This window comes from Sphingobium sp. B2D3C, from assembly GCF_025961835.1.
Lineage (GTDB): Bacteria > Pseudomonadota > Alphaproteobacteria > Sphingomonadales > Sphingomonadaceae > Sphingobium.
Genome location: NZ_JAOQOK010000001.1, coordinates 1,253,426 through 1,268,170, shown reverse-complemented (window position 1 = coordinate 1,268,170; position 14,745 = coordinate 1,253,426). Strand labels below are relative to the sequence as shown.

The window sequence follows — 14,745 nt, the reverse complement described above, 5'->3', positions numbered from 1 at the left end:
AGAGACGTTGAATGGCGCTTGATGTTCTGATCGTCGATGACGAAGCCGATATCCGGGAACTGGTCGCGGGTGTCCTCGAGGATGAGGGGTTCGAGACGCGCCTAGCCGCCAATAGTGACGAGACGTTGGAAGCGCTTGCCGCGCGGCGCCCATCGCTGGTGTTGCTGGACGTGTGGCTGCAGGGGTCAAAGCTGGATGGCCTCGAACTGCTCGACATCATCAAGGAGCGAGACCCCAGCATTCCGGTGCTGATGATCTCGGGCCATGGCAATATCGATACGGCCGTCGCGGCAATCCGGCGCGGGGCGGTCGATTTCATCGAGAAGCCGTTTGAATCCGACCAGCTTCTTCACATCGTCAACCGGGCGACGGAAACCGAGCGCCTGCGCCGGGAAAATCAGGTGCTGCGCGCGCGCTTCGGACAGGAAGAGGAACTGACCGGCACCAGCAATGCCATCAACACGGTGCGTGCGACGATCAAGAAGGTCGCCGGCACCGGCAGCCGGGTGCTGATTACCGGACCGGCCGGCGTCGGCAAGGAAGTGGCGGCGCGGATGCTCCACAACTGGTCGACGCGGGCGAGCGGTCCGTTCGTGATCGTCACGGCGGCGCGGATCGAGCCGGAGCGCGCCGAAGAAGCGCTGTTCGGCGTGGAGGGTTCAGACGGGGTGATCCGGCCGGGCCTGCTGGAGCAGGCCCATGGCGGCACCCTGTTCCTCGACGAAATCGCCGACATGCCGCTCACCACGCAGGGCAAAATCCTGCGCGTGCTGACCGACCAGAGCTTTACGCGCATCGGCGGCCAGCGGCAGGTGAAGGTCGACATCCGGGTCATCTCATCCACGGCGCGCGACCTCAAGGAAGAGATTGCCGAGCGGCGGTTCCGTGAAGATCTTTATTACCGGCTCAATGTCGTGCCGCTTACCCTACCACCGCTGGCAGAACGGCGGGATGACATTCCCGGGCTGGTCGAGCATTATCTGGCACGCTTTGCCGCTGAGCGCGGCATGGCTTCCCCGAACATGGCGCCCAATGCGATGGCCGCCCTGCAATCGGCCGATTGGCCGGGCAATGTCCGCCAGCTCCGCAATGTCGTGGAGCGCACCGTCATTCTGGCGCCGATGAATTCGGGCGGCGTCATCGAGCTGGAGATGCTGCCGGCGGAGGCCACTGGCGGCGGCGACGACAGTGCCATGTCCACCGCGATCATGGGGGCGCCGCTGCGGGAAGCGCGCGAGAATTTCGAGCGGGAGTATCTGCGCATCCAGATCAAGCGCTTTTCCGGCAACATTTCGCGGACCGCTGCGTTTATTGGCATGGAGCGGTCGGCCCTGCACCGCAAGCTGAAGTCGCTCGGCTTGGGAGATGAACGCGATAGTTGAACACTGAAAACCTTTGTGCAGCGCAACAAGCCGGGGCTGGATTTCTCCCTGGGAATCACATAGCGTGCACCAGTCACCCCACTCATGGGGCATATCGACGCTTTGACAGAGCGCGACGCGGACAGCGAGCCGCCAATAATGGAGTAGAAAATGGCCGAAAAACTCAATAACTTACAGGACATATTTCTCAACAGCCTTCGCAAGAGCAAGACCCCGGTGACCATGTTTCTGGTCAAGGGCGTCAAGCTTCAGGGCATCGTCACCTGGTTTGATAATTTCTCGGTCCTGCTTCGGCGCGACGGTCAAACCCAACTGGTCTACAAGCACGCCATTTCCACGGTCATGCCTGCGCATCCGATGGATCTCGCCAAGATTGAATCCGCCTTCTCATCAAATGAGCGCAAGCCGAAGCTTTTGCAGGAAATTTTCCTGTCGGCGGTGCATAAGTCCGGCGACCCGGTAACCATGTTTCTGGTCAACGGCGTGATGCTTCAGGGTGAGATCGCGGCTTATGACCTGTTCTGCATGTTGCTCCAGCGCGATGGTCTCGTGCAGCTCGTCTACAAGCACGCCATCTCGACCGTTCAGCCCACCCATCCGCTCGATCTCTCGGGCGAAAATGATGAAGATGAGGACTGAACAGATGGGGATGACCCATTAGTTTTCATCTCGATCAGGAAGAAGTGACGCGTGGGACGCGGGCCATCGTGGTCCACGCCGATCTCGGGCGACGCCAGCGGCGGGATGTGTCGGCCCGGCTGGAGGAAGCCAAAGGCCTCGCGCTCGCCATCGGGCTGGACGTGTGCGCGACCTCCGCGTTCCGCGTGCGGCAGTCCCGGCCAGCGACGCTGTTCGGCTCCGGACAGGTGGAAGAGATCGCCGCGCTTGCCGTGCGTGAGCAGGCCGAGCTTATCGTCGTCGATAATAATCTGACGCCCGTCCAGCAGAGCAATCTAGAGAAGAATTGCGCCGCCAAGGTCATCGACCGCACCGGCCTTATCCTGGAGATTTTCGGCGAGCGCGCCGCCACGGCCGAGGGGCGACTGCAGGTCGAGCTGGCGCATCTCGATTATCAGGCCGGCCGGCTCGTGCGCAGCTGGACCCACCTGGAGCGGCAGCGGGGCGGCTTTGGCTTTCTTGGCGGCCCCGGCGAAACACAGATCGAAGCCGACCGGCGGATGATCCGCGATCGCATGGCCCGCATCCGGCGCGAGCTTGAGCAGGTCACGAGAACCCGTGGGCTTCATCGTGCCCGGCGCCAGCGCGCGCCTTGGCCGGTGATCGCGCTCGCCGGCTATACCAATGCCGGCAAATCGACCCTGTTCAATCGCCTGACCGGATCGGCCGTGATTGCACAGGACATGCTGTTCGCTACGCTCGACCCCACAATGCGGCAAATCAGCTTGCCCGGCATCGACAAGGCTATTCTCTCGGATACGGTGGGCTTCGTGTCGGACCTGCCGCACCAGCTCGTTGCAGCGTTCCGCGCAACGCTGGAAGAGGTGCTCTCCGCCGATCTCATCCTCCATGTGCGTGATATCGCGCATCCCGACAGCGACGCACAGAAAGCCGATGTACTGGACGTGCTGGCCGATCTGGGGGCCGTCGCCGGTGAGGATGACGAGGCGCCTGCGGACAGCGCCGTGCCGGTGCTGGAAGTCTGGAACAAGGTCGATCTGATCGACGATCCCGACCATCAGGCCGCGATCCGCAACCGGGCCGAGCATGAGCCCGATGTCGCCCTTGTTTCCGCGCTGACGGGCGAGGGGATCGAGGCGCTACGTCGGCGCCTTTCCGATATCCTCGGCAAGAGCCACCGGCGCTACGAGTTCGATCTGAGCGGACGTGAAGGCGCGGCGCTTGCCTGGCTTCATGCCCATGGCGAAGTGCTGTCCGAAACGGCAGAGGCCGATGGGGGCGAAGTCACCATCCACGTCTCTGTGCGGATGGAGCCGGCCGATTATGATCGCTTCGTGCGCCTGCACGGCGATCAGGCCGGGCTGATCGCCTGAGGCTCGGCCTCAACGCTCGGCGCGCTTGACCTTCTGCCAGAGTGCTTCCTTAGCATCCAGAGACAAACCGGGAAATGTCTCGCCCGCATCGGCTTCCATGGCGCGGAACCGCCGCTCGAACTTCCCGCTCGCCCGGCGGAGCGCCGTCTCGGGATCGACATGATGATGCCGTGCGAGATTGACGACCGCAAACAACAGGTCGCCGATCTCGTCCTCAAGCTCGGCCTGATCGGTGGCCTGTTCGACCTCCTCCAGCTCTTCAAGCACCTTGGCGCGCACATCTGCGATGTCATCCCAATCAAACCCGACGCGCGCGGCACGGTTCTGGATTTTCTCCGCCCGCGAGAGGGCGGGCAGGGAGAGCGCAACGCCTGACAAGGCCGAGCGATCCTTCGAGGCCTTGCCGGCGCGCTCTAGAGCCTTGATCTCGTCCCAACCGGGCGAGACCGACCCGGGCGCTGCAAAAACATGCGGATGGCGCCGCAACATCTTCTCGCAAATCGCGGAGATGACATCGGAAAGATCGAAGGCCTGTTGCTCCGAAGCCATCTGGCTGTGAAACACGACTTGGAACAGCAGATCGCCCAGCTCATCCTTGAGCGCCGCCATATCGCCGGACTCGATGGCGTCGGCAACCTCATAGGCCTCCTCGATCGTGTAAGGCGCGATGGTGGCGAAGGTCTGGGCGACATCCCACGGGCAGCCATCATCCGGATTGCGAAGCCGCGCCATGATGTCCTGAAGCGGTGCGATGTCTGCAGGTGTCTTGCTCAATGAAGGTTCCGTCACGATAGGAAAGCTCGCAAGACGGTAGACAGGTCGATGTCCAAACTCCAGCACCGACCGGACGAAGCTCCCCATCGGGCTCGGAGTCACCCAAAAAGAGAAACTGAATTTTCTTTTTTTATGAATGCGCTGAGGAATTCCGGGTAACGACGCTCATAGAAAACAGAACAAATGGACCTCTCACGGAGATGGCATAGGTGCAGGATAAATCCGTGCCTGTTTTGGATGACGAACGCGTGTCGCTGCACCGGCGCGCTTTGCATCGCTATTTCAGCAAACGGGTGCCCATCGGCGAGGTCGAGGATCTCGTGCAGGAAGTCCTGGCCAATCTGCATAGCCGCCAGAAAAGCGCGGAAATCGAGAATGTGCAGGGCTATCTCTTCACCATCGCCTCCCATGTGCTGGCGCGGCGGCACCACAAAAATGCCCAGTTGCGCTATGCCGACGAAGAGGTGCCGGATCAGATCGATCCCTTCTCGCCAGAACGCATCCTGATCGGGCAGCAAAGCCTCACCGCTGCTCTGGAGGTGATCCGCACGCTGCCGCCCCGCACCCAGCAGGTGTTCGTTCTTCATCGCTTCGAGGAGATGACCTACGCCCGGATCGCAGCGCATCTGGGCATCTCGGCAAGCGCGGTCGAAAAGCACATCATGCAGGCTTTGAAAGCATTGCACGACAATGCCAGGGGGACGGAATGAAGTTTCTGCCTCACCTCGTTCGCGCCGCTGACCGGCCAACGCCCGTGGATGCCCCGGGATGGGTCGCCCGTGTGCGCTCAGGCACATTGCCTCCGCAAGAGGTTCGCCAGTTCGAGCGCTGGCTAGCCGAACGCGATGAGAACCGCCGCGACTATGACGCACTGGTCGCCCAGTTTCTCGAGCTCGACCGCCTCCGCTCCCATCCGGAAATCATGGCCCTGCGCGAAGAGGCACGCCAGGCACCGCGCGGCAAGCGCCGGCTCGCCATTGCCGCGGCTCTTGGCCTGCTGCTCACTGGTGCCGTGACAGCAGTCGTTGCGCTCGATCTGCTCCCCACCAGCAGCGAACAGCGAGCGTCCGTCGTCACAGCCTATTACGAAACGCCGGAGGGCAAGACGTCGGCGATCGTCCTGCCCGATGGCAGCAAGGTCTTCCTCGATGCGAGCAGCGCGCTCAAGGCGAGCATGGGCGAAACGACCCGGCGCATCGAACTGCTCAGCGGCCGCGCCAATTTCGCGGTGGCGAAAGATCGCGAGCGGCCCTTCGTGGTGATGGCCGGTGGTGAGCGGATCAAGGCGCTCGGCACCCAGTTCGACGTCAATCTCGTCGAGCGCAGTGTCGAGCTGACGCTCATGGAGGGCCATGTCGTCGTGCAGGGCCTCAAGACAAAGTCGGACACAGCGTCGACCGTCTTCATGCGCCCCGGCTACCGCCTCGTCGCAGGGGACGGCAATTGGACACTCGCCCCGGTCGATCTGCGCAACGTCTCGCGCTGGCGGGAGGGTGTCCTGATTTTCGACGAAGCCCGGCTCGGCGACATCGTGGCCGAGATGAATCGTTATCTCCCGGCCAAGATCCTCATTGGCACGCCCGCCATTGCCGAGCGGCGGATGAGTGCCGTTCTCCGCGCCGGCGACGTCTCGACATTTCTTTCAGCCATCGATGCCATGGGCGTGGCCCGGTGGACGCGGGTTTCCGACGGGGAATATCGCTTGCTGGACATCGCCCGCGAAAGAAATCTGAACGCACGACTGAGGTAAATCGCGCGAACCGCCTCATCAGGTAGAGAAGTCTAAAAACAGGTGAGGGGATTTTCATGTTCATGTCTGGTTTCAACACGCGCGGCGCCTTGATGCTCGGCGCGGCGGCGACCGCGCTGGTCGCTTCGGCGGCGCAGGCCAAGCCGGTCGATTTCGATATTCCATCGCAACCTCTGCCATCAGCCCTGCGGACGTTCGGGCTGCAGAGCGGCACGTCGATCGTCTTTTCCGCATCATCCACGGGCTATGGCCCGTCGGTGCCAATCAAGGGGCAGTATGAGCCCAAGGAAGCGCTGGCCCGGCTGCTAGGAAGCGCGCCACTGCAGCCGCTGGAGCGCGGCAGCGGCTTCACCGTCGTGCGCATGGAGCCGCGGCCTGCCGCTGCCATGGCCGCACCAGCGCCCGCCGCGCCTGCGCCGCAAGCCATGGCTCAGGCTGAGCCGGCGCCGGAGGCCGAGGAGGGCGATGCGATTGTCGTCACCGGCTCACGGATCGCCCGTTCCGGCTTTACCGCGCCGACGCCTGTCACGCAGCTCGGCAGCGAGCGTCTGGCGAATACCTCGGCGGCCAGCGTGGGTGAGGCGCTTGCCCAGCTTCCCGCCTTTCGCGCCACCACTTCGCCAACCACGTCCGGCGTGACCATCGGCGCCGGTGGCGCCCGCACGGTCGATCTTCGCGGTCTAGGCGCGCAGCGCTCGCTGGTTCTGGTCGACGGGCGCCGGTTCGTGCCCAGCACGATTGCCGGCGCTGTCGACACCAATCTCATTCCCGGCATCCTCATCAATCGCGTCGAGCTGGTGACGGGCGGCGCCTCGGCGGCCTATGGCTCGGATGCCGTCGCCGGCGTCGTGAACTTCATTCTCGACAAGAAGCTGCAGGGCTTCCGGGTCAATGTGCAGGCTGGCATATCCGAGCGGGGTGAGGATAGCGATCAGCTGATCGCCGCCGCAGCGGGCACCAGCTTTGCCGGTGGACGGGGCCACGTCATCATTGGCGGCGAGTATAACAACAATCGCGGCATGGGCGGCTGCTACAGCTACGATCTGTGTGCGCAGGAATGGCAGGTTCTGACCAACACCGCCTACCGGACCAACGGTCAAGCAGCGCGGATCATCAGCCCGAACGTCCATACGGCGACACAGACCTACGCCGGCAAGATCAACGCCCCGACCGCGCTCGCGACGATCCAGTTCGACGATGCAGGCAACCCCGTTCCATTCGTGCGCGGCCAGTATGCGACGCTGTTCATGCAGGGCGGGAGCGGGGAAGGGCAGAACGCCTTCCGGTCCGCTGGCGTTCTGAAAGTGCCTGTGGAGCGCTATGCCCTCTACGGACGCACCGAATATGAGCTGGGCGCGGTGACGCCGTTCATCGATGTGTCCTATGGCCGGGTGCGCGTCATCACGCCGGGCGCGCAGACCCGCGACACCAATCTGACCATCAATCGCGACAACCCCTATCTGCCGCGCTCGATCGTCAACCAGATGACCACGCTTGGCGCGCAGACGCTCACCTTCGGGCGCGTCGGGCAGGATCTTGGCGTGGCCGTTGGCGACAATGTCACCAAGACCTTTCGCATCGTCGGCGGTTTCGATGCCGATCTTGGCAATGGGTGGAAGGCGGACGCCTATTATCAATTCGGCCAGACCGACGCGAGCCAGATCGTCGAGAACAACCGCATCACCGCCAACTTCACGCGGGCGCTGGATGCCGTGGACGAAGGCCGGTTCCGCACCGGGGTGGACAATGGCAATATCGTATGCCGTGCGACCCTCAGCCCCAATGCTGCGGTCCGCGCCGCCGCGACGGGCTGTCAGCCGCTCAATCTGTTCGGGCAGTATCGCTTCTCGGAGGCGGCGCGCGCCTACAGCTTCGGCACCTCCGAGCAGCGCACGCGCTTTCAGCAACATGTGGTCGCCGCCAACCTGCGGGGCGATCTGTTCGACTTCGGCTCCGGCCCCGTCTCCATCGCGGTGGGCGGCGAGTATCGCAGCGAGCGTGTGAGCGGCACGGCAGACCCGATTTCGCTGACCAATGGCTTCTACATCGCCAACGCCTCGTCCTTCGGGCCGGAAACGATCAACATCGTGGAAGGCTATGCGGAAACCGTCGTGCCGCTGCTCCGCGACATGTCCGGCATAGAACTGCTCGAGTTCAACGGCGCGATCCGCCGCACGAATTACAGCACCAGCGGCTCTGTGACGACGTGGAAGCTCGGCGGCATATACGAGCCGGTCGAGGGCGTGCGCTTTCGTGGCACGCGGTCGCGCGACATCCGGGCGCCCAACGCCGCCGAACTCTACACGCCGCTGGTCGCCTCCCAAGGCTCCATCTTCGACATATCGAACAGCAGTCAGGTGCTTGCCCGCGTGTTCCGTGGCGGCAACCAAGCACTGCGGCCGGAAATTGCGGACACCACCACCGCCGGCGTCGTGCTTCAGCCGCGGATGATCCCGGGCCTGCGCTTCTCCGCGGATTATTACGATATCAAGATCCGCGACGCGATCGATCTCGTCGGCGCGCAGGTGATCACGGATCGCTGTAATGCGGGCGGGGCCAGCTATTGCGCGCTGATCACGCGCGACACCGGCCCGAGCGGCCTGATCACGGACGTGGTGGACCAGTATCTCAACGTCAACCAGATCAAGACTCGCGGCATCGACTTCGAGCTGGATTTCTCGAAGCGCTTCGGGGCCGATAACCGCGTCGCCATCAACCTGCTGGCGACCCGCGTGTTCGATCTGATCCAGGTCGATGCCACGGGCTCTCTGGACCGTGCCGGGCAGACCGGCCGTCAGGTCGGCGGCCCGATCGGCGTGCCGAAATATACGCTGGATGGCACGTTCACCTTCGAGAAGGGACCGTTCGGTGCCACGGTGCAGGGGCACTATATTCCCAAGGGCAGCTACGATGCGAGCCTGATCGGACCGGACGATCCCAATTACAGCAATACCCTGGCCAACAGCATCGACAATAATGTCGTGGACGACATGCTGACCTTCAATCTCTCGCTGCGCTACACGATCGGTGGGGCAGGGGATTCCACGATGCAGATCTATGCCGCGATCAATAATCTGTTCGATACGGACCCGCCCATCGCGCCGGGCAACTCGGTGACCAACCCTGTTTTCTTTGACCAGAGCGGCCGCAGCTACCGCGCCGGCGTGCGTCTGAAATTTTAAGAGGAGAGAAAGAGATGACCCTGGAACGCAGAGATATTCTGACCGGCGCGGCGGGCCTCGGCCTTGCTGCTATGGCCGGCAGTGCCGGCGCGCAGCGACGCGGCGGCGCGAAAGTGCCTGTCATCGACGTTCACACCCACAATTTCACCCCGCGCTGGGTGGAAATGCTGCGCAAGCACCCGGATGCGGACACGAGCCTCCTCCCGACCAAGCCGGACGAAACGATCTCCTATCGTGGCGCGCCGATTGTGCGATTGGCGCCGGATATGACCGATCTCGACATGCGCATCGCCGCCATGGACAAGGCCGGGGTCGATATCGCGATCATCAGCCTCACGGCGCCGAACGTGTTCTGGAGCACGCGCGAGGTTGCGATCCAGACCGCGCGCGAGGTGAATGACGACTTCGCGGCGGCGGAGAAGAAATATCCCGGCCGCATCAAATGGATGGCATCGCTGCCCTGGCAATATCCCGATGCCGCCATCGAGGAACTCTCCCGCGTGCGCGGCATGGGAGCCGCTGGCCTCTGCCTGCTCACCAACATGGTCGGCATGTTGCCGGACAATGAGCATTTCCATCCGGTCTGGAAGGCGGTGGAGGAATCCGGCCTGCCGGCGTTCATCCACCCGACGGTGCCGATGGTCGACATCAAGAAGTGGGGCGTGGAATCTTTCGGCCTCGCCAACACCATCGGCTTCACCAGCGACACCGCGCTGGTGTATGCGCGCTTCATCCTCACAGGCTTCATGGACAAGTTCGAAGGGTTGAAGCTGATCGCCTGCCACGGCGGCGGCACGCTGCCCTACCTCATCGCGCGGATGGACAAGATGTGGGAGAACACCACCAGCCGCCGGTTCGTCAACAAGCCGCCGAGCGCCTATTTCCGCAAATTCTGGTATGACGCGATCGTCTACGACCAGCCCACGCTCGAATTTCTTGTGAAGCAAGTGGGCGAGGACCGGGTGCTCTATGGCTCGGACTATCCCTTCTCCATCCAGGACATGGTCGGTGTGAAGGCAAGGGTCAGCGCGCTGCCGCCCGTGCAGCGGGACAAGATCCTGGGCACCAACGCGCAGCAGCTTTTCAAGATCTGAGCCACCGCGGCGAAAGCAAAAACAGGGCAGGCCGCACCACTGGGTTGGTGCGGCCTGTTTCTTTTGGCTGAGGCGGGCCGGCCTGGCGGCCCCATATCGGCAACCTTGCTGAGCTTGTTCGTTCTGCCGACATTATACACGCGCTACGGCGCACGGATGGCGTAGGCAGCGAATGCCCACAAGCTAGCGATGGAAGGAGTCCGACATGGCGCATGATCATCACGGTGGTGGGCACGCCCATGATCATACCGCCGGAGCCAGCGCCCGGATGCTGGTCCTGGCTCTCATCCTCACCTCGATCTATCTCGTCGCGGAGGTGGTGGGCGCGTTCGTCTTCAACAGCCTCGCCCTGCTGTCCGACGCAGCGCACATGTTGACGGACGTCGCAGCTCTGGGGATCGCGCTGTTAGCCATCCGCATCGGCCGCAGGCCCGCCGATGACAAGCGGACGTTCGGCTATCGAAGGTTCGAAATTCTGGCGGCCGCCTTCAACGCGGTTCTGCTCTTCATGATCGCAATCTATGTCTTCACCGAAGCGATCTCGCGCTTCAACGCGCCGCAGGAGACGCAGTCCCTGGGCATGATGATCGTGGCGGTGATCGGGCTGGTGGTGAACCTCGTCTCGATGCGGCTGCTCTCGGCCGGCAAGGACAAGAGCCTCAACGTGAAAGGGGCTTATCTGGAGGTCTGGGCCGACATGATCGGCTCGATCGGCGTGATCGGGGGTGCCATTGCCATTCGCCTCACCGGGGCGACATGGATTGACCCGGCCGTGGCGATCGCGATCGGCCTGTGGGTCTTGCCGCGGACCTGGGTCCTCCTGCGCGATACAACCAACATCCTACTGGAAGGCACGCCCCAGGGGCTCGATCTGGGCGAGGTCCGCCGCGTTATCGCTGATGTGCCCGGGGTTGCCGGTGTCCATGATCTCCATGTCTGGTCGATGTCGAACGATGACATCAGCTGTACCTGTCATGTCACCCTGAGCGGAGAGGGGCGGGCAGATGCCGTCCGCATGGCGGTGACAAACGCCATAGCATCGCGCTTCGCCATTCACCATGTGACGGTGCAGACCGAAGCGGCCGATCTCGCCTGTGCGGAAGAGCATCGGCACGGATGAGAAGGCGAAGCCCCGACCGACTTAGAACATCTCCTGATCAAAGACTTTCCTGATCGAGCTCAAAACTCTCTTTTGGATATCGTCCGAGCTTTTCTTGCTGCAGACGAACGTAATCCAGAAGGTCGTTTCGTCATGAGATAATTTCACGATGTCACCACTCTCAACGGCAGAGCGGGCGTGATGATCGAGCAGGAACGTCTTGGCGCCCCTCTCAATGGCTTCCGCAATAATCTGATCTGAAAAAACCTGAGATTGGATTATGTTGTGATTAAATTCACGGGATTGAATTTCCTTGATGCAAATCTCGTTGACCCCATGATTGGAGCTCGGAGTCACATAAGGCAAATCGTCGATGTTTATTTTTCCATCTACGCACATTTTATAAACGTTCGTAGGAACATAGACCGAGGCCAGAGACTTTTTGAGATAATGAAAATTCACTTGATCATTCTGCTGCACATATAATCTCGCGATGCAGAATGCACTGTGATTTGTGGAGAGACGGCTCACGATCTCCGATGTTGATTCAAGGATCGTCAACCGCAATTTACTCGGATAAACGGCTTCATTTATAATTTTTATTTTAGGCTTCACGAATGTTTCGAAGAAATATGGCCTCGTTATAAACTCCAAATCCTCTTCGATACCTGCGTTCAATTTTGGCGATTGTATTTGCTTTTTAAGCTGAAGGGTTTCGTTCGCGAGTTTCAGCGTGCGCTGACCGCCGCTGGTTAGTTCCGGCGATTTTCCAGCCGCGCGGTCGAAGAGGGCGGTGCCGCACGCGCGTTCCAGAGCTTTTATCTGCTTGCTGACAGAGGCTTCACTGATGTCGAGCTTATCCGCAGCCCGGCGGAATCCGCCTGCTTCCACCACCGCCAGAAAAATCTCGAGTTGCCTCGTCGTCGCCATACCCACACCATACCGATAACCAATTGGTTATCACGGTGATAGCCCGCCGGTACATTGCTTCTCAAGCGCTTTCCTCCGAACTGACGATCAACCGGCCCGCGAGAGGGGACGGATCAATGTTTATAAGGGGGAGGAATCGTGTCCAAGATTCGCACTTTACTCGTACGGGCCAGCGTCGTGGCCGTCGCATTATCTGCCGTCACGCCTGTTATGGCACAGGGACAAGCCACAACCGACAATAGCGCGCAGGAGGCCGATGGGGGCGTCGGCGATATTGTGGTGACCGCCCAGTTCCGCTCGCAGCGTCTTCAGGACACGCCGATCGCCATTACCGCGATGGACAGCGCGATGATGGAGTCGCGCAGCTATAACACCGTCACTGATCTTACGAACAGCGCGCCCAACGTCGTCTTGAAGCCGACGACCTCGGCCTTCGGCCCTGGCGCGGCGATCTATGTGCGCGGTGTCGGACAGGCGGATACCAACTTCGCTTATGAGCCCGGCGTCGGCCTGTATGTCGACGATGTCTATCATGGCACGGTCTTTGGTTCTCAGCTGGACCTGCTCGATCTCGAGCGCGTGGAGATCCTGCGCGGGCCGCAGGGAACGCTGGCGGGCAAGAACTCCATCGGCGGCGCCGTCAAGCTCTTCACCAAGAAACCCTCGGGCGAAGGCGGCTTCATCGAGGCCACGACGGGGAGCTTCGACCGCCTCGACTTGCGCGGTGCAGGCGATTTCGCGCTCGTGCCGGACCGGCTCTTCGTGCGTGTATCGGGCGCCACGCGCAGCAAGAAGGGTTATCTCGACCGACTGGATTTCGGCTGCGTCTACCCGACTAACGGCGTGTTCACGGCCTCTGCCGCGGTTGGCAAAGATTGCGTGATCGGACAGGAAGGCGGCACGAAGTACACCGCCGGGCGTGTCGCTATGCGCTGGATCGCCAGTGACGACATCGAGGTCAATGTGGCGGCCAGCCGTTTGGTGGACGATTCAGAGCCGAGCGCAACCAAGCTGCTCGCGATTACGGTGGCGCCGACGCTGACGCCCGGCATCACCAACCGCAACGTTTTCATCACCGGGCCGGAATCGTACACAAACTACGCCAATTACACGACTCCCGCATTCACCGATGCAGGCGGTAGCCACAATACGGTCGTGTGGCAGCCCAATACGCGTCTTCGCACCTGGGAAGTCTCTGGCTCGATCGACTGGAAGCTCGGCCCTGATCTGGCTCTGAAGTCGATCACCTCGTATCAAAGCATTTCCGGCCGTTATGGCACGGATTTTGACACGACGCCCTATGGCATCAACACCAACAACATCACCAACACCCACCACCAGTTCACCCAGGAACTGCGCCTCAATGGCACGAGCATTTCGGGGCTGCTGGATTGGACGCTGGGCGGCTATTATTACAAGGCCACCAGCTATATTGAAGGCGGCAGCATCATTGCGCCGGGGGCTGCGACCTCTTCCGTTTTCTATTCGGATGACACCATTCCGGCACGCAGCGTTTCCGGATTTGCCCATGTCACGGCGCATCTCACGGATCGTCTCAACCTGACCGGCGGCATTCGCTACACCGACGACAAGAAGGACTATAACTTCCGCCGCTTCAACCCGTTCAACACGAGCCAGGTGAGCTATACCGCACAGCGTCTCATCGACGGTGCGGTGGGCAGTTACAGCGGCAAGCGCTGGGATTATCGCGCCAATATCGACTACCGCCTGACCGACGATCTGATGGTGTTCGCGCAATATTCCACGGGCTTCCGCGGTGGTGGCGTCAATCCGCGGCCGTTCGTCATTCAGCAGGTGGTGCCGTTCAATCCCGAATCGCTGGAAGCCTATGAAATCGGCTTCAAGAGCGATCTGCTGAATCGCGCTGTTCGGTTGAATGCGTCTGCCTTCATCAACAATTACAAGGACATCATCTTCTCGAACACGGCGCCAACCGTTGTGAACGGGGTTGTCCTGACACCGCAAAACGCGACCCCCACCAATGCCGGCGACGCCCGGTTCAAGGGGTTCGAGGCGGAACTGACCGTCAATCCGCTCCGTGGCCTGTCGTTCGACGGCAGTGTCAGCTACCTCGATTTCCAGCTCACGAAGCTGGGCGCGGCGGGCGCCACGATTGCCGGAATCACGCTCAATTCGATCGCGCCTTTCGTGACCGAGTGGAAGGTCAGCGCTGGTGCGCAATATGAGATCCTCGTCGGGAACGCGGGCACGCTGACCCCGCGCCTCGATCTCGCCTATCAGTCGTCCTTCTACACCAATTCGGACAATAACCCGGCGTCCCTGGTGCCGGCCTATACGATGCTGAATGGTCGACTGACCTGGCAGTCCGCCGACGAGGATTGGAAGGTCTCGCTCGCCGTGACCAATCTCACCGACAAGTTCTACTACCAGAACAAGACACGCCTGCCGATCGGCCTCGTCATCGGGACGCCCGGCGCGCCGCGTGAATGGTCGCTCACCGTCAGGCGGGCGTTCTGATCCGTTCCTGCCGCCCGGACACG

At 61.7% G+C, this 14,745-nt stretch carries 11 protein-coding genes; 9 read left to right on the top strand and 2 right to left on the bottom strand.

Annotated features, from left to right (window positions below):
- Positions 1-11: 11 nt before the first annotated feature.
- From M2339_RS05865 to hflX, 3 genes are all read left to right on the top strand, one after another.
- A complete protein-coding gene (locus M2339_RS05865; RefSeq protein WP_264587233.1) occupies positions 12-1,382 on the top strand; it encodes a sigma-54-dependent transcriptional regulator in 1,371 nt (456 codons plus the stop codon).
- A gap of 150 nt (positions 1,383-1,532) precedes the next feature.
- Positions 1,533-2,021 (top strand): RNA chaperone Hfq, encoded by a 489-nt coding sequence (gene hfq / locus M2339_RS05860; protein WP_264570320.1) that lies wholly within the window; start codon positions 1,533-1,535, stop codon positions 2,019-2,021.
- A gap of 44 nt (positions 2,022-2,065) precedes the next feature.
- Positions 2,066-3,394: a GTPase HflX gene (gene hflX, locus M2339_RS05855; RefSeq protein ID WP_264587234.1), complete on the top strand. Its 1,329-nt coding sequence runs from the start codon at positions 2,066-2,068 to the stop codon at positions 3,392-3,394.
- Positions 3,395-3,403: 9 nt separating this feature from the next.
- Here hflX and mazG read toward each other — a convergent pair whose 3' ends face one another.
- Complete coding sequence (gene mazG, locus M2339_RS05850; protein ID WP_264587235.1) at positions 3,404-4,168, bottom strand: nucleoside triphosphate pyrophosphohydrolase; 765 nt, start codon at positions 4,166-4,168, stop codon at positions 3,404-3,406.
- A 224-nt stretch (positions 4,169-4,392) separates the two neighbouring features.
- Here mazG and M2339_RS05845 point away from each other — a divergent pair, with 224 nt between their 5' ends.
- The 5 genes from M2339_RS05845 to M2339_RS05825 all read left to right on the top strand — a co-directional run bounded on the left by M2339_RS05845 (position 4,393) and on the right by M2339_RS05825 (position 11,314).
- Positions 4,393-4,878 carry an RNA polymerase sigma factor gene (locus tag M2339_RS05845; RefSeq protein WP_264572854.1) on the top strand — a complete coding sequence of 162 codons (486 nt, stop codon included), beginning with the start codon at positions 4,393-4,395 and terminating at the stop codon, positions 4,876-4,878.
- Positions 4,875-5,918, top strand: coding sequence for a FecR family protein (locus M2339_RS05840; protein ID WP_264587236.1), 1,044 nt, complete (start codon positions 4,875-4,877; stop codon positions 5,916-5,918). Before M2339_RS05845 ends, M2339_RS05840 begins: the two co-directional genes overlap by 4 nt.
- 56 nt (positions 5,919-5,974) lie before the next feature.
- Positions 5,975-9,100, top strand: coding sequence for a TonB-dependent receptor domain-containing protein (locus tag M2339_RS05835; protein ID WP_264587237.1), 3,126 nt, complete (start codon positions 5,975-5,977; stop codon positions 9,098-9,100).
- A gap of 14 nt (positions 9,101-9,114) precedes the next feature.
- Positions 9,115-10,194 carry an amidohydrolase family protein gene (locus tag M2339_RS05830; protein WP_264587238.1) on the top strand — a complete coding sequence of 360 codons (1,080 nt, stop codon included), beginning with the start codon at positions 9,115-9,117 and terminating at the stop codon, positions 10,192-10,194.
- Between the two features lie 205 nt (positions 10,195-10,399).
- The gene (locus M2339_RS05825) at positions 10,400-11,314 is read left to right on the top strand and encodes a cation diffusion facilitator family transporter (protein WP_264587239.1); all 915 of its coding nucleotides are present in this window, start codon (positions 10,400-10,402) and stop codon (positions 11,312-11,314) included.
- Between the two features lie 21 nt (positions 11,315-11,335).
- On the opposite strand, the gene M2339_RS05820 is transcribed toward M2339_RS05825, so the two are convergent.
- Complete coding sequence (locus M2339_RS05820) at positions 11,336-12,223, bottom strand: LysR family transcriptional regulator (protein ID WP_264587240.1); 888 nt, start codon at positions 12,221-12,223, stop codon at positions 11,336-11,338.
- Positions 12,224-12,361: 138 nt separating this feature from the next.
- Between M2339_RS05820 and M2339_RS05815 the strand changes: the two genes are divergently transcribed.
- Positions 12,362-14,722 (top strand): TonB-dependent receptor, encoded by a 2,361-nt coding sequence (locus tag M2339_RS05815; RefSeq protein WP_264578913.1) that lies wholly within the window; start codon positions 12,362-12,364, stop codon positions 14,720-14,722.
- The last annotated feature ends 23 nt before the right edge of the window (positions 14,723-14,745 follow it).